18 protein-coding genes, 2 tRNA genes and 1 pseudogene are annotated in these 22,436 nt (G+C 70.6%); 7 read left to right on the top strand and 14 right to left on the bottom strand.

Annotated features, from left to right (window positions below):
- Positions 1–342 precede the first annotated feature (342 nt).
- The 3 genes from ABFJ78_RS33025 to ABFJ78_RS33035 all read right to left on the bottom strand — a co-directional run bounded on the left by ABFJ78_RS33025 (position 343) and on the right by ABFJ78_RS33035 (position 4,182).
- Positions 343–419: transfer RNA gene (locus ABFJ78_RS33025), tRNA-Met, on the bottom strand.
- A 628-nt stretch (positions 420–1,047) separates the two neighbouring features.
- Positions 1,048–1,121: transfer RNA gene (locus ABFJ78_RS33030), tRNA-Met, on the bottom strand.
- A gap of 67 nt (positions 1,122–1,188) precedes the next feature.
- Positions 1,189–4,182, bottom strand: a complete 2,994-nt coding sequence (locus ABFJ78_RS33035; protein ID WP_436390681.1) for a UPF0182 family protein — start codon at positions 4,180–4,182, stop codon at positions 1,189–1,191.
- A 150-nt stretch (positions 4,183–4,332) separates the two neighbouring features.
- On the opposite strand from ABFJ78_RS33035, the gene ABFJ78_RS33040 reads away from it, so the two are divergent.
- Positions 4,333–4,863, top strand: a complete 531-nt coding sequence (locus ABFJ78_RS33040) for a PPA1309 family protein (protein ID WP_436390683.1) — start codon at positions 4,333–4,335, stop codon at positions 4,861–4,863.
- Here ABFJ78_RS33040 and ABFJ78_RS33045 read toward each other — a convergent pair.
- Positions 4,860–5,966, bottom strand: coding sequence for a YlbL family protein (locus ABFJ78_RS33045; protein WP_436390685.1), 1,107 nt, complete (start codon positions 5,964–5,966; stop codon positions 4,860–4,862). The genes ABFJ78_RS33040 and ABFJ78_RS33045 overlap by 4 nt on opposite strands.
- 101 nt (positions 5,967–6,067) lie before the next feature.
- On the opposite strand from ABFJ78_RS33045, the gene ABFJ78_RS33050 reads away from it, so the two are divergent.
- Positions 6,068–7,420: a zinc-dependent metalloprotease gene (locus tag ABFJ78_RS33050; protein WP_436390687.1), complete on the top strand. Its 1,353-nt coding sequence runs from the start codon at positions 6,068–6,070 to the stop codon at positions 7,418–7,420.
- A gap of 121 nt (positions 7,421–7,541) precedes the next feature.
- On the opposite strand, the pseudogene ABFJ78_RS33055 reads toward ABFJ78_RS33050, so the two are convergent.
- A pseudogene (locus tag ABFJ78_RS33055) lies at positions 7,542–7,667 on the bottom strand (metal-dependent hydrolase); the annotation flags it as partial.
- Positions 7,668–7,691: 24 nt separating this feature from the next.
- Positions 7,692–8,201: a M48 metallopeptidase family protein gene (locus ABFJ78_RS33060; RefSeq protein WP_436390689.1), complete on the bottom strand. Its 510-nt coding sequence runs from the start codon at positions 8,199–8,201 to the stop codon at positions 7,692–7,694.
- Positions 8,202–8,431: 230 nt separating this feature from the next.
- Between ABFJ78_RS33060 and ABFJ78_RS33065 the strand changes: the two genes are divergently transcribed.
- The 3 genes from ABFJ78_RS33065 (at position 8,432) to ABFJ78_RS33075 (ending at position 11,926) form a co-directional block, all read left to right on the top strand.
- Positions 8,432–9,478, top strand: a complete 1,047-nt coding sequence (locus ABFJ78_RS33065) for a hypothetical protein (RefSeq protein ID WP_436390691.1) — start codon at positions 8,432–8,434, stop codon at positions 9,476–9,478.
- Positions 9,479–9,538: 60 nt separating this feature from the next.
- Positions 9,539–10,879 carry an ABC1 kinase family protein gene (locus ABFJ78_RS33070; RefSeq protein WP_436390693.1) on the top strand — a complete coding sequence of 447 codons (1,341 nt, stop codon included), beginning with the start codon at positions 9,539–9,541 and terminating at the stop codon, positions 10,877–10,879.
- Between the two features lie 162 nt (positions 10,880–11,041).
- Entirely contained in the window at positions 11,042–11,926 is an 885-nt protein-coding gene (locus tag ABFJ78_RS33075; protein ID WP_436390741.1) for a hypothetical protein, read from the top strand.
- Positions 11,927–12,355: 429 nt separating this feature from the next.
- Here ABFJ78_RS33075 and ABFJ78_RS33080 read toward each other — a convergent pair whose 3' ends face one another.
- From ABFJ78_RS33080 to ABFJ78_RS33105, 6 genes are all read right to left on the bottom strand, one after another.
- Positions 12,356–12,541 (bottom strand): hypothetical protein, encoded by a 186-nt coding sequence (locus ABFJ78_RS33080; RefSeq protein WP_436390695.1) that lies wholly within the window; start codon positions 12,539–12,541, stop codon positions 12,356–12,358.
- Entirely contained in the window at positions 12,538–13,410 is an 873-nt protein-coding gene (locus tag ABFJ78_RS33085; RefSeq protein ID WP_436390696.1) for a class I SAM-dependent methyltransferase, read from the bottom strand. The genes ABFJ78_RS33080 and ABFJ78_RS33085 overlap by 4 nt, the downstream gene beginning before the upstream one ends.
- 396 nt (positions 13,411–13,806) lie before the next feature.
- Positions 13,807–14,064, bottom strand: coding sequence for a hypothetical protein (locus tag ABFJ78_RS33090; protein WP_372669723.1), 258 nt, complete (start codon positions 14,062–14,064; stop codon positions 13,807–13,809).
- Positions 14,061–14,417, bottom strand: a complete 357-nt coding sequence (locus tag ABFJ78_RS33095) for a WhiB family transcriptional regulator (RefSeq protein WP_372669725.1) — start codon at positions 14,415–14,417, stop codon at positions 14,061–14,063. Before ABFJ78_RS33095 ends, ABFJ78_RS33090 begins: the two co-directional genes overlap by 4 nt.
- 150 nt (positions 14,418–14,567) lie before the next feature.
- Positions 14,568–14,825 carry a hypothetical protein gene (locus tag ABFJ78_RS33100; protein WP_436390698.1) on the bottom strand — a complete coding sequence of 86 codons (258 nt, stop codon included), beginning with the start codon at positions 14,823–14,825 and terminating at the stop codon, positions 14,568–14,570.
- A gap of 648 nt (positions 14,826–15,473) precedes the next feature.
- On the bottom strand, positions 15,474–17,567 hold the full coding sequence (locus tag ABFJ78_RS33105; protein WP_436390700.1) for an ATP-dependent DNA helicase UvrD2: 2,094 nt from the start codon (positions 17,565–17,567) through the stop codon (positions 15,474–15,476).
- Positions 17,568–17,623: 56 nt separating this feature from the next.
- Between ABFJ78_RS33105 and ABFJ78_RS33110 the strand changes: the two genes are divergently transcribed.
- Positions 17,624–18,352 (top strand): DUF4191 domain-containing protein, encoded by a 729-nt coding sequence (locus ABFJ78_RS33110; protein ID WP_436390702.1) that lies wholly within the window; start codon positions 17,624–17,626, stop codon positions 18,350–18,352.
- Positions 18,353–18,399: 47 nt separating this feature from the next.
- Here ABFJ78_RS33110 and ABFJ78_RS33115 read toward each other — a convergent pair whose 3' ends face one another.
- Positions 18,400–18,789, bottom strand: a complete 390-nt coding sequence (locus ABFJ78_RS33115; RefSeq protein ID WP_436390743.1) for an RDD family protein — start codon at positions 18,787–18,789, stop codon at positions 18,400–18,402.
- 261 nt (positions 18,790–19,050) lie between these two features.
- On the opposite strand from ABFJ78_RS33115, the gene glnA reads away from it, so the two are divergent.
- Positions 19,051–20,475, top strand: coding sequence for a type I glutamate--ammonia ligase (gene glnA / locus ABFJ78_RS33120; RefSeq protein WP_436390704.1), 1,425 nt, complete (start codon positions 19,051–19,053; stop codon positions 20,473–20,475).
- 158 nt (positions 20,476–20,633) lie between these two features.
- Here the strand turns inward: glnA and ABFJ78_RS33125 are convergent, their stop codons facing one another.
- On the bottom strand, positions 20,634–22,436 hold the full coding sequence (locus tag ABFJ78_RS33125; protein WP_436390705.1) for a hypothetical protein: 1,803 nt from the start codon (positions 22,434–22,436) through the stop codon (positions 20,634–20,636).

Raw genomic sequence — 22,436 nt, forward strand, 5'->3', positions numbered from 1 at the left:
GTGGTCAGCGGATCTGTCCATTGTGGCTAGTGAGATCCCCTCGTTCGGCCCAATGCGACCAGGTCCACTGTGGACCGCGGACACGCTGTGCAACCACCGGGGGCGGCGCTTTGGTCCAACCAGCCGCACGCGAGCCACCGCGACGCGGCCAGGCAGGTGACTTCGGCAGGGCGCCTTCCCCGGCTTGGCGCACTCCGGACACGCACCGCAACCACCCGGAAACAGCGTTCACATCGTGGGATCCGCAGTGTTTCGACGGTTTCGCGGAAAAGTCGGCAGTGAAAGTTGTGCGCGCATGACAAAAGAGGCACGTTCCCGGATTTCCGAGAACGTGCCTCTTCGTGGTAGCGGGGACAGGATTTGAACCTGCGACCTCTGGGTTATGAGCCCAGCGAGCTACCGAGCTGCTCCACCCCGCGCCGTTGTGGTACTTGAATAGATTACACGGGGTGGTCATCGGGTTTTCACCGGGGTACCCCAAGCGGCTGACCAGGCGTTACGCCACGTCGGCGAGGAGGTTGCCCACCTCGGCGCCGCGGCACCGCTCGTCCGGCCGGCCCGGCATCGGGGAGTGGCCGGAGTGGACGTTCAGGTGCGCGAGCGAATGCACGAGCGAACGGTCCTGCCAAAGGAGCCGAACTGCACCCGCGCACGTCGCGGACGGACACCCGGCGCCCTGCACCGGCCGGGACAAGCGCCACCCGTTCCAGGTCGACATCCGGCAGCGGCCAGGAGCTGAACCTGGCCTGAAAGCCGGCAGCGGGCGCACGCCTCCCGGACTTCCCTTCGAACAAGGGCTACGCGAGCAACTCGTTCCACAATGGAAAGTTCGTCCTGCTGACGAAAACCCCGGCGAAGGCACCACATCCGGAGGTAGTCGTAACGAACCCGCCATGGCTCGCTCGACTTGACAGGGCGACCACACGAAGGGGGGTCCAGGGGCGGCGAAGCCCCCCTGGCGGGGGGTCTGGGGGTCCGACCCCCAGGGCCAAAATGCGAAGGAGGCGCGCGCTCGCGTTTTCCGCGAGCACACGCCTCCCACATCCGTAGCGGGGACAGGATTTGAACCTGCGACCTCTGGGTTATGAGCCCAGCGAGCTACCGAGCTGCTCCACCCCGCGTCGTGGTACCTACTTTACGCCCTGGTTGCGAACGGGTGCAAAGCAGGTACCCCTTAGGTAAGCGACGTCACCCTCCAGGCTGCGAACTCGGCGGCGGAGTGCTGGTCCCCGGCGCCGCCGTCTTGGCCGCTTCGTACTCCTTGGCCGCCGCGTCGAGCGCCGCCAAGGCCGCACCCTGGTCCGTGAAGTTCCCGGACTGCTGAGCCGCCCGCAGCTTCGCGAGCGCCGCCTGGATGTCCGTCACGGCCTTGTCCAGGGCCGCGTTGCCGCCACTCGAGTTGGGTGGTGTCGTGGTCGGCGGGGTCGTCGTCGGTGGCGTGGTCGTGGGCTGGCCCGCCTGCGGTGGCGTGGTCGTCGCCTCACCCGTGCCCGCGCCGAAGATCTGGTCCAGCGCCTCCTGGAGCGTTGCGCCGTAGCCGACCTTCGGCCCGTACGAGACCAGGACCCGGGCCAGCTGTGGATAGCTGTTCTGGTTGCGCTGCCGGATGTACACCGGCTCGACGTAGAGGAAGCCCTGCGCCACCGGCAGCGTGATCAGGTTGCCGTAGATCGGGATGACGTTGGGGTTGTTGAACAGCGTCCGGTCCTGCGCGACCCGTGGATCGCTCTGGAACCGGTTCTGCACCTGGACCGGGCCGTCGACCTGCGTCGCCCCCGTCGCCGCACTGGGTAGCTGGAGGACCCGGATCTTCCCGTAGTCGTTCGGATCGGACGACACCGACATCCAGGACGCGAGGTACTGCCGCTGCAGACCGGTGAGCGAGCTGGTCAGCTGGAACGTCGGCTTGCTCTGCCCCGGCGAGTCGGCGAGGACGTAGTAGCCGGGCTGGTTGGCCGCGCCGGCCGCCGCCGGGTTCGAGCCGCCTTCGGCCGTCGGGTCCTGCGGGACGCTCCAGAACGCCTGCTGCGAGTAGAACTCCTGCGGGTTGCTGACGTGGTAGCGCGACAGCAGCTCACGCTGGATCTTGAACAGGTCCTCCGGGTAGCGGAAGTGCGCCCGCAGGTCCGGCGAGATGTCGGAGCTCGGCTTCACGAGCCCGGGGAAGACCTTCTCCCAGGCGTTGAGGACCGGTTCCTTGTCGTCGATCGAGTACAGCGTCACCGTGCCGTTGAAGGCGTCGACGGTCGCCTTCACCGAGTTCCGGATGTAGTTGATCGAGCTGTTCGCCTGCCGGGCGACGCCGTTGAGCGAGTCATTGGTCGCCGCGCCCAGCTGCGTCTGCTGCGAGTACGGGAAGTTGTTGATCGTCGTGTAGCCGTCGATGATCCACTGGATCTTGCCGTCGACGACCGCGGGGTACGGGTCGCCGTCGAGCGTCAGCCACGGCGCGACCTTGCTGACGCGTTCCCGTGGGTCGCGGTTGTACATGATCCGGGAGCCGTCGCCGATGGCGTCGGAGAACAGGATGTTGCGTTCGCCGTACTCGGCCGCGAAAGCCAGGCGGTTGAACCAGTTGTCGACCGAGACGCCGCCGGTGCCCTTGTAGTTGTAGCGGTCGGTGGCGGTGTCGTACTCGCCCGGCGCGCCGTTGCCGCCCACGATGGCGTAGTCGGAGTCCGCGGCGGACAGCTCGCCGTAGTAGATCCGCGGTTCCTTGACCTCGATGCCCTGCTGGCCCGCGGCGGGCGAGCCGGCGCCCGACGGGTTCTGCGTGTCGCTGGTGGTGGCGATCGGGTAGCCGCCGTCGGAGTTGGCGTCCTTGACCGCGCGGTCGATCGTGTTGGCCGGCGCGGCGACGAAGCCGTTGCCGTGGGTGTAGACGAGGTGCTTGTTGATCCAGCTGGTCTGGTTGCCGGTCAGGCCCTCGGTCTTGATCTCCTTCGCGGCGACGATGTAGTCCTGCGTCACGCCGCCGACGGTGTAGCGGTCGATGTCGAGCTTCGCCGGGAAACCGTAGAAGTTCTCGCGCCCGACGCGCTGGGTGAAGGTGTCGGAGAGGATGTTCGGGTCCAGCAGCCGGATGTTCGACATCGTCCCGGTGTCGGCCTTGAGCTGGTCCGGCGTGGCCGTGGGGCTGCCCGTGTAGGGCTGGTACTGGACGTCGGTGAGGCCGAAGGCGCGGCGGGTGGCGTCCATGTTGCGCTGGATGGACGTGGCTTCCTTCTCGTTCGCGTTGGGCTTCACCGAGAACTGGTCGAGGACCGCGGGCCACGCGACGCCGACCAGGATGCTCGACAGGATCAGCAGCACGAGCGCGATCGCCGGCAGCTGCAGGTTCCGCAGGAAGGCGCCGGCGAAGAACGCGATCGCGCAGATCACCGAGATGCACAGCAGGATCAGCTTGGCGGGCAGGACCGCGTTCAGGTCGGTGTAGGTGGCGCCGATGAACAGCGGCGCGCCGCGGTCGGACAGCAGCAGGTTGTACCGGTCGAAGAAGTACTCGGCCGCCTTCAGGAGCACGAAGATGCCGACGGTGATGGCGAGCTGCGCGCGCGTCGGGCCGGCGAGCTGCCCGCCCTTGCCGGCCAGCCGGATGCCGCCGAAGACGTAGTGCGAGATCAGGGCGCCGAAGAAGGAGATGACGACGGTGATGAACAGCCAGCCGAGCAGCCAGTTGTAGAACGGCAGGTCGAAGGCGTAGAAGCCGACGTCGTTGCCGAACTCGGGGTCGGTCTGGCCGAACGAGGTGCCGTTGAGGAACAGCTGCACGACCTGCCAGTCGCCCTGGGCGGACAGGCCGGCGATGAGACCGGTGAGCACCGGGATGCCGATGCCGAAGAGCCGGATCCGGGCGACGATCGCGGAGCGGTAGCGCGCCAGCGGGTCGTCGGCGCCGGAGATCGGCACGAACACCGGGCGGGTGCGGTAGGCGCTCATCAGGCTGATCGCGAGCGCCCCGCCGACCAGCAACCCGACGGCGAAGAACAGGATGATCCTCGTGACCACCTGGGTGGTGAACACCGAGCGGGCACCGACTTCACCGAACCACAACCAGTCGACGTACGTGTCGAGCAAGCGGGCCCCGAGCAGGAGCGCCAGCACGATCACCGCGGCGATGATGAGGAGGATCCGGCTCCGCCGGGACAGCTTCGGCAGGCTCACCGGGGGCCGAGTCGCCACGGTGCACGCTCCTGTCATTCGTCAGCACTTGAACAGGGGCGCACGCGCCCCCTGATTCCCTAACTCTACGGATGCCCGGGGAAGTTCCCGGGACCCGCCCAAACCGGACTCGCGAGGTCGTCGCGCGCACCGGCCTGACACGATGTGCGCATGGAATCGCAGCAGGCCGGCGTGGCCGCTCTCGCCCGCGAGATCGAGGAGTTCATGGCCGCGGGCGGCTGGGACCAGCCCCCGCAGCTGTTCGCGCTGGTCCCGACGGCGGCGCTGCTGGACGAGCAGCCGGAGCTGGCCGGGCAGCTCGACCGGGCGAACCCGCTGACGCCGGTGGCGCAGGAAGCGCTGCCCGAAGGCGACCTCGCCGAGGCGCTGGGCCGGATCGCGTGGCCCGATCTGGTGATCGGGTGCGCGCTCGCCCAGGAGATCATCGTGCTGCCGCCGGGCTCGGAGTCGGAGCTGCCGGACATCGCCGAGGCCGACGCCGACAGCCTGCGCCGCGCGGCCGCCGACCACCCGCGGCGGACGGAAGCCCGCCTGGTCGCCGCGGTCCTGCGCGACGGCGAAGGCGCGTGCGCCATGCGGCTGCGCGGGATGGGCGGCGACGAGTCGGTCGACGAGATCGTCGAGAGCCCGGACCTGGCGCCGAACCTCCTCGAGGCCCTCAAGGCGACGCTCCTCCCCTAGCAGGAGGCCGTCGGCCGGCCCGCCTTCAGGTTGGCCAGCTGGGCGAGCGCGTCGTCCAGTGTGGACACCTTGATGAGGTTGAGCCCGGCGGGCGCGTTCGTCTTGGCCTCGGCGCAGTTGTGCTCGGGCACCAGGAAGTCGGTGGCGCCGGCCTCCCGCGCGCCGACGACCTTGAACGAGATCCCGCCGATCGGGTCGACCTCGCCGGTCTCGGTGATCTCGCCGGTGCCGGCGATGTGCCGCCCGCCCGCGAGGTCGCCGGGCTGCAGCCGGTCGATGATCGCGAGGGTGAACATCAGGCCGGCCGACGGGCCGCCGACGTCCTGCAGCGAGATGTTGACGGTGAAGGGCGCGTCGGCGCGGTCGACCGCGGTGAGGCCGATGAAGCCCTCCTTGCGGTCGGGCCGCGAGGCGAGCGTGAGCGGCACGGTCCGCTCCGGCTGGCCGTCCGACTGGAAGGTGATCTGCACGGTCTGGCCGGGCAGCGTGCCGGCCAGCGCGTTGCGCACGTCGGCGGCTTCGACGATCTTCTTGCCGTTGACGGTGATCAGCTTGTCGCCGGGCGAGAGCACGTGGTCGGCGGGGCTGCCGGAGACGATCTGCTTCGCCAGCACCTTGATCGGGTAGCCGAGCTTGCGCAGGGCGGCGACCTGCGCGTTCGTCTGCGAGTCCTGCAGCTGCTGGATGTTCTCCTGCTTGACCTGCTCGTTCGTCTCGCCGGGCTTGAAGTACTCCTCGCGCGGCGCGAGCGCGTAGCGGCCGCTGGCCCAGAAGCCGAGGCCCTGGAAGAGCGTGACGCCGTCGTGCAGCGAGACGGTCGTCATCCGGAGCTCGCCGGTGGTCTGGAAGGTCTCGTGCCCGGTGACCTGGATGACGGAGTTGCCCGCGGCGTCGCGACCGAGCGTGTCGTAGGTCGGGCCGGGGCTGATCGCCACGAACGGCACCGGCACGACCAGGCCGAGCACCACGAAGACGAGGAACAGCGAGCCGCTGACCACGAGCGTCCAGCCGCGGCGGGTCATCCGCCCGGCCTCGCCGGTGGGCTCGGCGCCGGGGTCCGGGCTGCTCTTCGCGGGCGCGGTCTGCTCGGAGGACTTGGTCACGCGTGACAGCGTACGGTGACCGTGTTCGCTTGTCGGTGAAGGCCACGCACATGGGTCCGGTTGACGCGCTCAGGCGCGTCCGACCCGCGTACGGTGGACACATGAGCAAACCCCCGTTCGGCTTCGGACCGTCCGATCCCGACAAACGAGGTGAGAACGAGCCTTCGGAGCCCTCCGGTGCCGAGGCCTTCAACCAGCTCGGGCAGATGCTGAGCCAGCTGGGCCAGATGCTCAGCCAGGCCGGCAGCTCCAGCGGGCCGGTGAACTACGACCTCGCCAAGCAGATCGCCCTGCAGAACCTCGGCAGCGCCGGCAACACCGGCGAGAGCAAGCTCGGCTTCCGCGGTGGTGACGACGCGAACGCCGCCGTGCGTGACGCCGCCCACCTCGCCGAGCTGTGGCTCGACGCGGCGACGGTGTTCCCCGCCGGCGCGACGTCGACGGTCGCCTGGTCGCCGCGCACCTGGGTCGAGAAGACGCTGCCGACGTGGCAGCGCCTCTGCGACCCGGTGGCGCAGCAGATCTCGGGCGCGTGGATGCAGGCGCTGCCGGAAGAGGCCAAGCAGGCCGCCGGTCCGCTGCTGCAGATGATGGGCCAGATGGGCGGGATGGCCTTCGGCTCCCAGCTCGGGCAGGCCTTGGCCCAGCTGGCGTCCGAGATGCTGACCGCGTCCGAGATCGGCCTCCCGCTGGCCCCGGCCGGCACGTCGGCGCTGCTGCCGGCGAACATCGAGAAGTTCGCCGAGGGCCTGGAGCTGCCGAACAGCGAGATCCTGGTGTTCCTGGCCGCCCGTGAGGCGGCGCACCAGCGGCTGTTCACGCACGTGCCGTGGCTGCGCCAGCGCCTGCTGGCGACGGTCGAGGAGTTCGCGCACGGCATCTCGGTGGACACGTCGGCGCTGGAGTCGCTGGCCGGCCGCATCGACCCGGCCAACCCGGCGAGCATCGAGGAAGCGATGTCGTCCGGGCTGCTGGAGCCCCAGACGACGGAGGAGCAGAAGGGTGCGCTGAGGCGCCTGGAGACGCTGCTCGCCCTGGTGGAGGGCTGGGTGGACGTGGTGGTGGCCGAAGCGGTCGGCGACCGGTTGCCGGGAGCGGACGCGCTGCGCGAGACGCTGCGCCGCCGCCGCGCGACGGGCGGCCCGGCCGAGCAGACGTTCGCCACCCTGGTCGGCCTGGAGCTGCGCCCCCGCCGCATGCGGGACGCGTCGAACCTGTGGAAGCTGGTGGGCGACCGCCACGGTTCCGAGAAGCGCGACGGCCTGTGGTCCCACCCGGACCTGATGCCGACGGCGGAGGACCTGGACGAGCCGATCGACTTCGCGGACCGCGTCGGCGAGACGGGTTCGCTGGACGACCTCGACCCGATCGCGGAACTGGAGCGCACGGAGCGCTCCGAGCGCGAGGAGAAGAACAAGAACACCCCGCCCGAGGAGGGCGAGACCCCGGCGTAGCCCCGGGTGGTCTTCGGGAAGCCGGTGGTCCGCGGACCACCGGCTTCCTGCTTTCCGCCACCCTGCGCCCCGAACCGGCGACCGGGGCGACCCGCAGGTCACCCCGGCCACCGTCACCAGCTCAATCCTCGGTATCGATCCCCCACCCGGCGGCCGCGGCCAGCCCCTCGAGGTATCCCATCGCCCGGTCCATCTTCGGATACCGCCGCACCAGCGACCAGAACGCCGCGTCGTGCCCGGGCTCGCGNTCACCCCGGCCACCGTCACCAGCTCAATCCTCGGTATCGATCCCCCACCCGGCGGCCGCGGCCAGCCCCTCGAGGTATCCCATCGCCCGGTCCATCTTCGGATACCGCCGCACCAGCGACCAGAACGCCGCGTCGTGCCCGGGCTCGCGCAGGTGCGCCAGCTCGTGCACCAGCACGTAGTCCAGCACCCAAGGAGGGACCTTCCGCAGCCGGTCGCTGACCCGAATCGTCGCGTCGACCGGCGTGCACGACGCCCACCGCGTGCGCATCGGCGGCACCCAGCGGACGCTCGCCGGCACCGCGGTGCCGTCCAGGTACTTGCCCGACAGCAGCGTGCAGCGCGCCAGCAGGGCATCGTCCGACGACTTCGGGGGCGCCGGCCGACGTGGTTCCGCGCGCTGCAGCTTGCGCTCCATCTCGGCGACCCAGTGTTTCTCCTCCGCCCTGGTCATCCGCGCGGGGATGAGCACGACCAGCGTGTCGTCCTTCCAGTACGCGGTGACCGTCCGGTGCCGGCGCTGGCTGCGCCGCACTTCGACCTTGTGTTCAGGTGTGTCCGACGGGGGGTTCGTCTCCCCCCTGCCTCTCAGCGAGGGCGTCCGTGCTTCGACCACCCGACAACGGTAAGGCCAGGCACCGACAACTCCGAGCGCGTTGAGGTCACAGACCCGAGTTGTCCACAGCCCCCTTCACTTGTGGACAACTCGGCCGATCCGGCGCCTTCCGGAGCCGGCCCGTCGCCACCGGGTGCCATCCTGCGGACATGATCCTCTCGACCGCGGACATGCCACCGGTGCTCCTGCCGGCCCATCCCGCCCTGCTCCCGGGCATCACGGTGCTCGAACGCGGGTCGCGGGAGATCCAGCTCGGGCTCGACCCGCGCCACGGCGTGATCGTCGAAGGGCTGCCGCCCAGCCTCGTCGAACGGCTGCGCGCACTGGACGGCAGCGAGCCCGTCGAGCGGCTTTTGCTCGCGGAGAGCGAACACCGCGATCAGCTGCGCACCCTCCTCCGGCAGCTGACCGCGCTCGGCTTGGTCACCGACGCGGGCGAACCGGACGGCCCGGCCTTCCGCGGCGAAACCGGCCTCTGGTCGCTGCGCGCCCGCCACCACCAGGCCGCGCTGGCGGACCGGCGCCGCGCCACCGCGGTCACCGTGCACGGCGACGGCCGGGTGGCGGTCGCGGTCGCCGTGCTGCTGGCCAACGCCGGGATCGGCCACGTCGAGCTCGAGCTCCCCGGCACGGTGACCGAGTACGACCTGGGCACCGGCTTCACCGAGGCCGACCTGGGCCGGCCGCGGCGGCAGGCCCTCGGCGACCTGCTCCGCCGCGTCGACCCGCAAGTCCGCGTCACGCGCCTGCACGACCGGTACCCGGAGCTGGCGCTGCTCACCGACGCCGTCGTCCCGGCGCCGGAGGTCGTCGCCGAGCTGATGGCGGACGGCGTCACGCACCTGCTCGCCCGCGTCCGCGACGGAACGGCCATCGTCGGCCCGCTCGTCGTCCCGGGCCGCAGCTCCTGCCTGCGGTGCGCCGACCTGCACCGGACCGACCTCGACCCGTGCTGGCCCCGCGTCGCCGGCCAGCTGACCGGCCGGCACCAGCGACCCGACCTCGGCGCGGTCCACGCCTGCGCGTCGCTGGCCGTCGCCCAGGCCATGCGGCTGCTCTCGCCCGCGGAACCGCCGCCGCCGACGTGGAACGCGACCCTCGAGATCGACGCCTTCGACGGCCGCATCCGCCACCGCGGCTGGCCTCCGCACGCCTGGTGCGGGTGCGGCGCCCCGGCGGTGCAACAGGAGACGTAGGCCACTAAGACGCCGCGAGCAGGCTGCGCGCCGCCGAGGACGCAAGGCAGAATCGCGGAGGTGACCGACTTCCGCGACCCAGGCGATCGTGACACCGCGATGCCGCGCAAAGGTGCCGCCCGCACCGCCAAGCTCGCCAGTCTTCCGCTCGGGATCGCCGGGCGGGCGGTCGGCGGGTGGGGCAAGCGGCTGGCCGGTCAGAGCGCGGAACAAGTCAACGCGACGCTGTCGGCGAAGGCCGCCGAGCAGCTGTTCGAGGTGCTCGGCACGCTCAAGGGCGGCGCGATGAAGTTCGGCCAGGCCCTCAGCGTGTTCGAGGCGGCAGTGCCGGACGACATGGCGAAGCCCTACCGCGAGGCGTTGACGAAGCTGCAGGCCGCGGCGCCGCCGATGCCGGCCCGGCAGACCCACCGCGTGCTCGCCGAGCAGCTGGGCCGCACGTGGACCAGCCGGTTCGCCTCGTTCGACGACGAGCCCGCGGCGGCCGCGAGCATCGGCCAGGTGCACCGCGCGGTCTGGCACGACGGCCGCGAGGTCGCGGTCAAGGTCCAATACCCGGGCGCCGACGAGGCGTTGCGCAGCGACCTGCGGCAGCTGCAGCGGTTCAGCAGGCTGTTCCAGGCGTTCGTGCCCGGCACCGAGGTCAAGCCGCTGCTGGCCGAGCTCGCCGAGCGGATGAACGAGGAGCTCGACTACCAGGCCGAGGCCCAGCACCAGCGCGCCTTCGCGAAGGCGTTCGACGGCGATCCCGGCATCCTGGTGCCGCGCGTGGTGGCCAGCGCACCGAAGGTCGTCGTGACCGAGTGGGCGACCGGCACCCCGCTGTCCAAGGTCATCTCGGACGGCGACCGCGAGACACGGAACCTGGCGGGCCGGCTGCTGGCCGAGTTCCACTACTCGTCGCCCGAGCGCGTCCACCTGCTGCACTCGGACCCGCACCCCGGCAACTTCATGATCACCGAGGACGACCGGCTGTGCGTCATCGACTTCGGCGGCGTGGCCCGGCTGCCCGACGGCATCCCCCGCCACCTGGGCGAGATGACGCGGCTGGCCCTGGACGGCGAGTCCGCCGAGCTCATGCGCGTGCTGCGGGAGAACCGGTTCATCCGGCCGGACAGCGACCTGACCGCGGACGAGGTGCTCACGTACCTGGCGCCGTTCACCGAGCCGCTGGCCGAGCCCACCTTCCACTTCACGCGCAAGTGGATGCAGAGGCAGGCCTGGCGGGTCGGCGACAGCCGCGGCAACGACTTCCGGGTCGGGCGGTCGCTCAACCTGCCGCCCGAGTACCTGATGATCCACCGCGTGACGGCGGGGTCGACGGGCATCCTCTGCCAGCTCGACGCGGAGATCCCGGCCCGGGGCATCGTGGAGCGCTGGCAGCCCGGATTCGCCGGCTGAGTTGTCCACAGGCCGGGCCGCGAACGGGCGGATTCCGGCGAGTTGTCCACAGCTGCGGGGATCGGGGTTCCACCCGGTTGGCCGAGCCGTCATGCTCGATCCATGACCGCTACTCAATGCACCGACCCGCTGGCCCTCAGTAACCCCGGCACGTGCGAGGTGATGAACCTCGAACAACTGCGAAAAGCCGGGGTGTCGGATCGAAGAACCCGGCGGCTCTGCGGCCCCGGCGGGCCGTGGCGCCGCCTGCACCCCGGTGTAGTCCTGCTGCGCAACAGCACCCCGACGCGGCAGCAGCGGCTGCACGCCGCGCTGGTGCGCTACGGCCCGAGGGTGGTGATCACGGGCGCCGACGCGTTGCGGGCCCACGGCGTGCAATGCCCCGCGGACGGCGAGATCCGGCTGCTGGTGCCGGACCATTGCCGGGTGGCGCCCTGCGACGGCGTCAGCGCGGCGCGCACGGCCCGGATGCCGGAGCCGGCGGTGGTCGACGGGCTGCCGTTCGCCCCGCCGTCACGAGCCACGCTCGACCTGGCAAGGGCCGAGCCCGACCCGGCGCGGATCCGGCACCTGCTGACGCTCCCGCTCTACTGGGGTCTGTGCGACCGCGAAGAGCTGCTGACGGAGCTGGCGGAAGGCCCCCAACGCGGCACGGCGCTGGTCCGGAAGGTGCTCCGCGAGCTCGACGAAGGGCCGATCCAGGCCCACGGCCTGGCGGCGCAGGTGATGGACATGGCTCGCCTCCCCCAGCCGACGTGGGACGTGACGATCTGCGACCGCCGAGGCCGCCGCATCGGCGACGCGGACGCGTGGTGGGACGAGCTGGGGCTGGCCTGGCAGTACCGCTGCGGCCCCGGAACGGGCGGGTTCTCCCACCTCGCCCTGGCGGCGACGGGCATAGTCCTGGTCCGCTGCACGGTCCGCCAGCTGAAGCAGGTCCCCCGCGAGGTGGCGCAAGAGCTGGCCCAGGCTTTCGGCGACGCGTCCCGCACCCCGCGTCCCAAGGTCCGAGCGATCCCGATGACCCCGATCGGAGACGCGGCATGACGAACATGCCGCGGCCGGTCACCGCACCCTCCGGCAGCCCCACGAACGCCCCCGTCAACGCGCACCACCCGTCCCGGCGTCATAACACCTGTAGACAAGCGCCGCCAACCCGCAAGGCGGCCCGCCCGGCCGACTCACCCATCCGCGCGGCTGATCAACCCACCAACCCGCGGCGCAGCCAGCGCCGGCAGCTCACCAGTCCGCGCAGCAGAACACCCCACCCGTCCGGGCGCCAGAACACCGGTGGACAAGCGCCGCCAACCCGCAAAGCGGCCCACCCGGCCAACTCACCCATCCACGCGGCTGAACAACCCACCAACCCACGGCGCAGCCAACACCGACAGCTCACCAGTCCGCGCACCAGCACACCCCACCCGTCCGGGCGGCCGAACACGCGGCCACTCGAACCGTCACAAGTGCGCCGATCGATCACCAGTACTCGTCGGGCAGCTTGCCCTCGATGTCGCGCACGTGCTGCCGCGCACAGTCCGGGCACAGCCACGTCACCGCACCCCGCTCGCGGCTGGAAACCCAGGCGAGCGCCGTAGCCGGGTCTTCGTCCGCGGCGCGGATCCGGCCGCAGCGCGTGCACCCGACCGGCTCCGGGGCACTCACGGCAACCGTCCACAGTGGATCGCCTTGGCGCCGAACAGGAAGAGGTCGTCGCGCCGGCCGAGGAAGTCCGGACCGTCCGGATCGGTCAGCGCGGCGACGGCCGCGCGATCATCGGCGTCGAGCCGATCCCCGGCCGACTCGGCGAGCCACCCGATCCGGTGCACGACGTACTCCCGCAAGAGGTCCGAGCCCGGCATGGGGTGATCGATGAGCGCACCGAACGACTCGACGTCCTCGAGCCCGGCCTCGCGAAGAGCGCGGGGCCAGCCGTAGGGCATGGCCACGCTGCCAGGCAGCCCGGCCCGCATCTCGCCGAACCACTCACCCCGCGCGGCGAGCAACCGCTGCTCCAGCCCGGGCCGTCCCACCCCGACATCCCAAGGGAGGCACCGCATCTCGAGCCCACCCTCGCCAATGGCGAGCACTCCGCCAGGCCGCACCAGGCCGGCCAAGGCGCGCAAAGCGGCCTGCTGGTCGCCGACGTGGTGCACAACGCCGGAGGCCCACACCAGATCGGGAGCGGGCACGCGCTCGGCCAGCCGCGGATCGGCAAGATCCCCGTGCACGCCGACGACCTCGACGTCCCCACCGGCCGCCTCACGCACGGCTCGCTGAGCATCGGCCAGCAGCACGGCGGTGGCATCGAGCAGCACAACGGTGCCCCCGCCCCGCCGAGCAAGCTCACGAGTGAAGAGCACGCTCATGCCACCGGCCCCGCACCCGACATCGAGCACGGTCGGCCGCGAGGGGAGGCGCTCGACCAACCGCCGCGCGACGGGCGCGAGCGCCCCGGCGTCGAGGGCATCGGCCATGCGCAGCTGAGCGAGCCGGTCGGCCCAGTCGATGTCGTCGTGGGTGTGTGCGGACATCACCCCATTGAACACCAGCATTCCCGCCACCCCGACGCATGCGAACGGCACCCAAAGGAGGCAAAGAAGCAGCCAAGACTCGAGCACGCCCGATGACGGCCACGACGACGCGCCCGGACACCCCTCCGACCGGCAAAGGGCCCCGACGGCAGCACTTGGCTGACACCGCACGGCCGCGCGTTCCCAGCGCACTGGCCGTCCGAGCCGGCACACCAGGCACCCTCCGGTGACCAGCACAAAGGCGACCGCTGCCCAGTTGCCGGCACGGACGATGCTCGGCTGCCCACATCAAAGGCGCCGGCCGCGAGCGCCGTGGCCACCGCGACCCACCGGCGTCCGGTCGTCCGCTGACCAGCACGACGGCCCCCGCCGCTTGGGGGCGGCGGGGGCCTGCGCTCAGTCCTGGTCCAGCTGGTACCGCTCCGCTCGGCGGCTCGCCCATCGGGCTACCCGCGTCCAGCGGCGTACAGCACGCGCGCTACCTCGGGCCCGCTGGGCGCGGACCCCTTCCTCCAGATCCCGTATTCGGGCCCTGGACAGTTCTTCGTAAAGCAACATCTCGCTGATCTCCTCGATCTCGGTCTTCGTCAGTTGCAGCTGCGGACGGCAGATCCGCGCTTCGTAGTCCTTCGCGGTGACCGGTTCGACGCTCATGCGGCGGCGCTCCGGTGATCGCCGCGGTCCTTGGCCGCGACGGGCTCGACAGCGGCGTTCTTGCGCGGGCGGCCACGGGGCCGCTTGCGCGCGATCACGACGCCGCGCTCGAAGATCTCGCCGCCCCAGACGCCCCAGGGCTCGCGCCGGGCCAGGGCACCCGCGAGGCAGGCCTCGCGGACCGGGCAGTCGGCGCACTGCGCCTTCGCGCGCTCGAGCTCGGCCGGGGACTCGGCGAACCACAGGTCCGCGTCGCCCGAACGGCAGGGCAGAGCCGCGTCCGGCACGGCGATGGGGTCGAGCAGGTCGGCGAATATTGCCTCACCCGAGGTGTAGGCGATGGCCGAAGACATGGCAGTTCCTCCTTGTGTCGTACGGGTTTTCGGTTGGGAGATGGAGCTGGGCAATGCTGGTCCTCTTGGGTTGTGCAGCCAAAAACACGAAGGCCGCGGATCCGGGTTTTCCGGTTCCGCGGCCTTCGTGAGCCTCGTGTCCTGACTAGGTCAGGAACTTCGCTCCCGTATCGACAACGGAACACGGAACTGCTTGATGGTCGGCAGATCGGCCTGCGGGTACGCGGCGAGAACGCCCTGCGTCCCGAAGACGACGACACCGGTGGCCCAACGCCGCTCCACGCGACGCATGCCACGGACCTCGTGCGCGCTCACGGGCACACCGGTGCCCGGGCGCTGAGCAGCCGAGACTTCCGCGGCGCAGGACAGACGGGTGCCCGGGTTCGTGAGCGTCATGTTGCTGATCATTTCACCGGCACCTCCTTCTGTACTCTGCACACACGGCCGCCGAGCGGCGCTGTGTGTCTAGGCTCTGCACGTGGATCCCCAGCCGAGCCCTTCGGGCTCGGTACTGGCAGGTTATTGCCCCCCACCACACCGGGGCAACTCAATTAACGGGAAAATCCTCGAAGATACGAAGATCGCCCCTGAGCAGCGGGTTCGCCGCGTGGATCATGGCCCGGACGCGGTCAAGACGGCATGAGCGGCCCGAGACGCGACGACCACCGTCGGCGCCGCCGGCAGCCACGGAAGGCCGACGCGGCCGAACCGCGCCCGCCTCCCCCACCGCGCGGACGACCACCCGAACCGAGCCACGCCGCGCGCCGGCCCCGGCACGACCGCCCGAGCCGAACCGGCAGCCCACGCACTGCCCGGCCGGACCGAGCATCCCGGCGATCCCGGCACGACCGCCCGAGCCGAACCGGCAGCCCACACACTGCCCGGCCGAGCCGCCCCAGGCGCACGCCCAGCCGGACCGAGCATCCCGGCACGACCACCCCAGCCGCCCGGAAACGCCGGCGCGACCACCCGCAGGCAGCGGCGCGACCGCGAGGACCAGGCCGTTCCGGGGCACGACCGGCCGGACCAAGCCGGCCCCGGCGCGACCGGACTGCCTCAAGAGCCTGCCGAGGCCCTGACCACCCCGAGGATTTCCGTGCCGAACCGCTCGAGCTTCGTCGCGCCGATTCCCGAGATCGACACCAGCGCCGCCTCGTCCGTCGGGCGCTGCTCCGCGATCGCCATCAGCGTCGCGTCCGTGAACACCACGAACGCCGGCACCTTCAGCTCCCGCGCCCGGTCGCCGCGCCACGACTTCAAGCGCTCCAGCAGTCCCTCATCCACTGTGGACGGGCACCGCCCGCAGCGGCCCAGCTTGACGTCGATCGTCTCCAGCAGCGGGCCGCCGCACACGCGGCAGCGCGTCTTGATCGGCGCCGCCGGCTTCTGCTGGGTTCGGGCCACCCGGGCGGCCGGGTGGTCCTCCGGGATCAGGCCGTACAGGAACCGGCTGCGACGTCGGTTGCGGCGGCCCCCCGGTGTCCGGGCCAGCGCCCACGAAAGCCACAAGTGCTCGCGGGCCCGCGTGACGCCCACATAAAACAGCCGGCGCTCCTCCTCGATCGCCGCTTCGTCGTCGCCCGCGTGGAGGATCGGGACCGTTCCCTCGGCCAGGCCGACCAGGAACACCGCGTCCCACTCCAGGCCCTTCGCCGCGTGCAGCGACGCCAGCGTCACGCCCTCGACCGTCGGCGGGTGCTGGGCCGCCGCGCGCTGGTCGAGTTCGGCGCAGAACCGCGGCAGGTCGGCGTCGGAAACCGTCGACGCCAGCTCCTCCGCCAGCTCGACGATCGCCAGGAGCGCGTCCCACCGCTCCTTCGCCGCGCCACCCGCGGGCGGGGACTCGGTGAGGCCGACGCGGGCGAGCACCGACCGGACCGTCGTGACCAGGTCGGAGCTGCCGTCGCCGCTCGCGGCGCGCAGCGCCGACATCGCCTGGCGGACCTCCGTGCGGTTGAAGAACCGCTCGCCGCCGCGGACCAGGTACGGGATGCCCGCCTCGGCCAGCGCCGACTCGTACGCCTCCGACTGAGCGTTCACCCGGTACAGCACCGCGATCTCGCTCGCCGCGACGCCGCCGTCCAGCAGCTCGCGCACCCGGCGGGCGACGGCTTCGGCCTCGACCGCCTCGTCGTCGAACTCGGCGAAGCGCGGCTCCGGCCCCGAAGGCCGCTGGCCGATCAGCTTCAGCCGCGACCCCGCCGGCCGGCCGCGGGCGGCGCCGATGACCCGGTTCGCCAGCGAGACGACCTCGGGCGTCGACCGGTAGTCGCGCTCGAGCCGGACGACGGTCGCGTCCGGGTAGCGCCGGGTGAACTCCAGCAGCGGCCGCGGCGACGCGCCGCCGAAGGAGTAGATGGTCTGGTTCGCGTCGCCGACGACGGTCAGGTCGTCGCGGCCGCCGAGCCACGCGTCGAGCAGGCGCTGCTGCAGGGGCGTCACGTCCTGGTACTCGTCGACGACGAAGCAGCGGTAGCGGTCGCGGAACTCCTCCGCGACGACGCCGTGTTCCTCGAGCACCGCCGTCGTGTGCAGCAGGAGGTCGTCGAAGTCGAGCACCTGCGCCGCGGTCTTCAGCTCTTCGTACGTCCGGTAGACCTCGGCGACCTGCGCCGCCGGCGCCGGGATGTCGCGCTGGGCGCGCGCGGTGACGGCCGGGTAGTCGTCCGGGCTGACCAGCGACGCCTTCGCCCACTCGATCTCGCTCGCCAGGTCGCGCAGCACCTCGACCTCGGTGCCGAGCCGGTTCCGGTTCGCGGCCTGGCCGACGAACCGCAGCTTGTTGTCCATCAGGTCCCACGGCCGGTCGCCGACCACGCGCGGCCAGAAGTAACGCAGCTGGCGGCGGGCGGCGGCGTGGAACGTCAGCGCCTGCGCCGCGTCGACGCCGAGGCCGCGCAGCCGGGTCCGCATCTCCCCCGCGGCGCGCGTGGTGAACGTGACGGCGAGCACCTGACCGGCGGAAACGTGCCCGGACCGGACGAGGTGGGCGATCCGGTGGGTGATCGTGCGGGTCTTGCCCGTGCCGGCGCCGGCGAGTACGCAGACCGGCCCCCGCGGGGCACTTGCGGCGGCGCGCTGCTCGGGGTCGAGACCATCGAGCAGACGGGTCACACTCTTGGGGGGAAGTACGCCGGTCACGTCCCGCATCCTCGCAGAGGGGGACGGGGAATCGGGGCAGGGGCACGCGGCCGTATCCTGGTCATATGGCGGGACAGCAGGACAAGGAAGCGGCCAAGCAGGCCAAGAAGGAGAAGCGCGCGGCGAGCAAGGCACGCCGTGGCCAGCTCTTCGAGGCCTTCAAGATGCAGCGCAAGGAAGACCCGTGGCTCATCCCGTGGATGGTCGGGTCGATCGTCGTCGTCGCGGGCGTCTTGTTCGGGATCGGGTTCTTCTTCGACTCGCAGTGGGTGCTGCTGCCGCTGGGCCTGGTGCTCGGCGCCCTGCTCGCCATGATCATCTTCGGCCGGCGCGTCCAGAAGACGGTCTACTCGAAGGCCGACGGCCAGCCCGGCGCCGCGGCCTGGGCGCTGGAGAACCTGCGCGGCCGCTGGAAGGTGACGCCGACCGTCGCGGCGACGACGCAGCTCGACGCCGTGCACCGCGTGCTCGGCGGCCCGGGCGTCGTGCTCGTCGCCGAGGGCGCGCCGCACCGCGTCAAGACGCTGCTCGCCCAGGAGAAGAAGCGCGTCTCCCGCCTGGTCGGCGACACGCCGATCTACGACGTGACGATCGGCCACGAAGAGGGCCAGATCCCGCTGAAGAAGCTCCAGGGCTTCCTGATGAAGCTGCCGCGCAACCTCAAGCCGGCCCAGGTCGACGCGCTCGAGGCGAAGCTGGCCGCGCTCGGCAACCGCGGCGCGGCGATGCCGAAGGGCCCGATGCCGGCCGGCGCGAAGATGCGCAACGTCCAGCGCACGATCCGCCGTCGCTGACCCCGCGTACGACGAAGGCCCCGTCCGAGGACGGGGCCTTCGTCGTTTCAGCGCATCTTGATGACGACGGTGCCGGTCAGCCGGTCGAGCCAGCTGCGGCCGTCGGCGTTGCGGACCGCCGCCGGGATGATCACGAACGTCAGCACCGCCCGGACCAGCGCGCGCGGCGGCCCGACCAGCGCGGCGCCGTCGAGCCGGGCGACGCGGATGCCGACGACACCCATTCCGGGGGTGAAGCCGAAGAAGCCGGCGGAGAGCACCGAGATGACGGCCCACACGCCGCCGGACCAGAGGTTGAACTCCTGCATCGCGGCCGGGTCCTGCAGGCTGGGGTGCAGGAAGATGGCCGTGACCAGGGCCGCGATGACGAGGTCGACGATCAGCCCCAGCAGCCGCGCGCCCCCGCTCGCCGCCGAGCCGACGCCGGATTCGGGCAAACCGAACTTCTCGCCGGGCCACCGCTGATCAGCGTCCTGCCGGCCCTCGCCGGTGCCGGGCAGCCATTCTCCGGTCCATCTCGCCACCCATCCAGGGTATGCCGGTGGCGCGGACCACATCCGCCCTGGTCGGATAGCCGGTATCCACCCACCCGTTAACACCCGCGAAACATACGGGTGACGGTCGGGCAACACCGCCCTCTTAGCGTGAGCCGAAGAGAGCACTGCCGTACGAGCTCGAACGAGAAGGAGTCACCGAGGGTGCCCACTACTCCAGACGACATCCAGCGCCTCATCGCCGACGAGGACGTCGAAGTTGTCGACGTCCAGTTCTGCGACCTGCCCGGCGTGATGCAGCACTTCACGGTCCCCGCGAAGGCCTTTACCGAAGAAGCCTTCGAAGAGGGTCTCGCGTTCGACGGCTCCTCGGTGCGCGGCTTCCAGTCCATCCACGAGTCCGACATGCTGCTCCTGCCGGACGCGGCGACGGCGCGGATCGACCCGTTCCGCAAGGCGAAGACCCTCGCCCTCAACTTCTTCGTGCACGACCCGTTCACGCGCGAGGCGTACAGCCGTGACCCGCGCAACATCGCGCGCAAGGCCGAGCAGTACATCGCCGAGTACGGCGTCGCGGACAACGTGTACTTCGGCCCGGAAGCCGAGTTCTACATCTTCGACTCGGTCCGCTTCGACTCCGCCGAGCACGCCTCGTTCCACGAGATCGACTCGATCGAGGGCTGGTGGAACACCGGCGCCGACGAGGTCGGCGGCAACCAGGGCTACAAGACGAAGTTCAAGGGCGGCTACTTCCCGGTCCCGCCGGTCGACCACTTCGCCGACCTGCGCGACGACATCGTCCGCAACCTGACGAACACCGGTTTCGAGATCGAGCGCGCGCACCACGAGGTGGGCACCGCCGGCCAGACCGAGATCAACTACAAGTTCAACACGCTGCTGCACGCGGCCGACGACCTGCAGCTGTTCAAGTACATCGTGAAGAACACGGTGTTCGCGGCGGGCAAGACGGCGACGTTCATGCCGAAGCCCCTCGCCGGCGACAACGGCTCGGGCATGCACTGCCACCAGTCGCTGTGGAAGGACGGCCAGCCGCTGTTCCACGACGAGTCGGGCTACGCCGGCCTGTCGGACACCGCGCGCCACTACATCGGCGGCCTGCTCAAGCACGCGCCGAGCCTGCTGGCCTTCACGAACCCGACGGTGAACTCCTACCACCGCCTGGTCCCGGGCTTCGAGGCCCCGGTTTCGCTGGTCTACTCGCAGCGCAACCGCTCGGCGTGCGTCCGCATCCCGATCACGGGCAACAACCCGAAGGCCAAGCGCGCCGAGTTCCGCTGCCCGGACTCCTCGGGCAACCCGTACCTGGCCTTCTCGGCGATGATGATGGCCGGCCTCGACGGCATCAAGAACAAGATCGAGCCGCCGGAGCCCATCGACAAGGACCTGTACGAGCTCCCGCCGGAGGAGGCCAAGGACGTCAAGCTCGTCCCGGGCGACCTGGGCACGGTGCTCGACACGCTCGAGGCGGACCACGACTACCTGCTCGAGGGCGGCGTGTTCACGCCGGACGTGATCGAGACGTGGATCTCGTACAAGCGCGAGAACGAGATCGACCCGCTGCGGCTGCGCCCGCACCCGTACGAGTTCGCCCTGTACTACGACGTGTGATCGGCGCGGGGCTTTGACCAGGCATTTCACTGGTCCGAGCCCCCGCCAGGCCGTCACCAGGCCGTGAAGGTCACCAGGTGACGACCCACCAGACACGGGACGGCGGTCGAGGGGAATACCCCGACCGCCGTCCCGTTCTTTCTGCGCGCTGATCGTGCTCAGACGGCCTCGACCCGGCTGACCAGCGTCGTCACGAGCAACTGGTTACTGCGCCCCAACGACTCGCTGACCACATGCCAGCGCTCGGCGGAGTCTCCACAGATCTCCTTGATCTTCGCCGCCAGCAACGGTCCGTACCGGGGGTGCCCCTGCAAATCCTGGACCGGCAACCGCCAGGCCTGTTCATCGGTCATGTAGGCAGATCGCAGAACGTGATCCAACACCCGATCTCGGTCTCGACCGCGGTACTTGAGCAGTTCACGGAGAGCGGCCTCGGGGTTGGCAACGGCGGACAGAGTCTCATCGGTCGGAAGTTCAGGCGGCGGTGGCTCAGACCATGCGGAGGCAGGGTGGATCCCGGCCGTTCGCTCCTCGTTGATCTCCGTGCAGATGCGGCGAAGCCGGCTTCGGCTACGAGCCCCTTGCCTGATCTCTTCGAGGTGATCTGCCGGCAACCGCTCGAGGATGTACCGGATCTGCTTGTCCGAAGCCTTGCTGTTGACCACCAGAAGATCCACCAGCTGGTATCGCCGGGGCTCGCGCCAACGCTGTGCATGCTGTGCTGAAGGCGGCATGTCGAACACCGCCGCGTGCGCCAGCGCTTCGACCAGCTCCGGCGCATCGGCGAGTTCCGCCACCGTGACCAATGCGTCCCACTGTCCTGCGCGTGCCGCCTGCGTCGGCGACCACCCCTCGGCGAGCAGCCGGCCGAAAGCCTGTCGGACCTGGTCCGTGGCCACCTGGAGCAGCCTCGGGAACCGCTGGACGTACTCGGCGATGACTGGAACCGCGTCGGCCCCGACAGCCGTCGCGGAGCCCATGATCTCGGGCAGGCATGCCACGAGTTCGGTGTCGGACAGCTCCTCGCTCGCCAGCAGGGCCTGCTGAACCGCGCGCCCGTGGCGGGGATCGTTCAACAATTCGAGTCGTTTCGGGGGCGCCAGGACCCCGGCAAGAGACCTGATCATCGCCGGTTTTTCGTAACGCTCCGCCCCGTACCCCTGCGTCGGCAGGTCAACAGGTTCTGCCGCCAGCACGACCTGCAGGATCAGCTCGGCCAGGTGCGGCGACTTGGTACCTGACCAGCGCTGGCCTTCCAGCCAGAGTTTCGCGGCTTCCCGGTAGGACAACCGTGATAACGCCCGCTCGATTTCCGCTCTGGTATCCGGTCGGAGCAGGGCCGCTTCCACGACGTCCGCGCACTCGAGGAAACGGGTGGACAGGGCCAACGCTTCCGCGGCCGTGGTGTGTTCGCTGGCAACCAGCTCGCGCGCTTGCCCTCTTGGCGCCTCGGCGAACAGACGCTCCCTGCTTCGGACCTCTAGATCAGGGCGTTCAAGCAGCCGCAGGGCGAGTTTCGCCGACCATTGCCCGGCTGCGTGGTCGACAACCTCGCGCTGTCCCGCCTCGGGGAGACCGGGCAACTCGGCAAGGTGGCTCCACACATCTCCGACACGCCCCGGCGCGGATCGATCTTCGGAGCTGGCCCGTGGCTCACGCAGATCGTCGCTCTGCTTCGGCGCTGCCTTGTGGCGTGACAGGCCGACCGCGATCCGCGCCGCACCCAGGTCGTCGACGACGAATACATCCTGGCTCCACTCGCCCGGCCATGCCGCGAGCACCAGATCGCGCTCATCCGAGTCGGCGAGCAGGCTCCGTTTTTCGCTCTCCGTCTTGGCTTGGACCACCGAACCGTTCCGGCCGATGCGGACCAGGGTGACGCGCCGGTCGAACCACGGAAACGAAGCGGCCGAACTCGTCGGACGCAAGGACACCAACGCGAAGTTCGGCTTCGGGCTCAC

The organism is Amycolatopsis sp. MEPSY49, assembly GCF_051337345.1.
Classification (GTDB): Bacteria; Actinomycetota; Actinomycetes; order Mycobacteriales; family Pseudonocardiaceae; genus Amycolatopsis.

What these genes read in the sequence shown, in the direction of transcription:
- ABFJ78_RS33075 (WP_436390741.1), top strand. Translation starts at nt 11,042, where the DNA reads ATGAACCTCGAACAACTGCGAAAAGCCGGGGTGTCGGATCGAAGAACC.
- ABFJ78_RS33050 (WP_436390687.1), top strand. Translation starts at nt 6,068, where the DNA reads ATGAGCAAACCCCCGTTCGGCTTCGGACCGTCCGATCCCGACAAACGA.
- ABFJ78_RS33065 (WP_436390691.1), top strand. Translation starts at nt 8,432, where the DNA reads ATGATCCTCTCGACCGCGGACATGCCACCGGTGCTCCTGCCGGCCCAT.
- ABFJ78_RS33105 (WP_436390700.1), bottom strand. Translation starts at nt 17,567, where the DNA reads ATGCGGGACGTGACCGGCGTACTTCCCCCCAAGAGTGTGACCCGTCTG.
- ABFJ78_RS33100 (WP_436390698.1), bottom strand. Translation starts at nt 14,825, where the DNA reads ATGATCAGCAACATGACGCTCACGAACCCGGGCACCCGTCTGTCCTGC.
- ABFJ78_RS33110 (WP_436390702.1), top strand. Translation starts at nt 17,624, where the DNA reads ATGGCGGGACAGCAGGACAAGGAAGCGGCCAAGCAGGCCAAGAAGGAG.
- ABFJ78_RS33090 (WP_372669723.1), bottom strand. Translation starts at nt 14,064, where the DNA reads ATGAGCGTCGAACCGGTCACCGCGAAGGACTACGAAGCGCGGATCTGC.
- ABFJ78_RS33095 (WP_372669725.1), bottom strand. Translation starts at nt 14,417, where the DNA reads ATGTCTTCGGCCATCGCCTACACCTCGGGTGAGGCAATATTCGCCGAC.
- ABFJ78_RS33040 (WP_436390683.1), top strand. Translation starts at nt 4,333, where the DNA reads ATGGAATCGCAGCAGGCCGGCGTGGCCGCTCTCGCCCGCGAGATCGAG.
- ABFJ78_RS33085 (WP_436390696.1), bottom strand. Translation starts at nt 13,410, where the DNA reads ATGTCCGCACACACCCACGACGACATCGACTGGGCCGACCGGCTCGCT.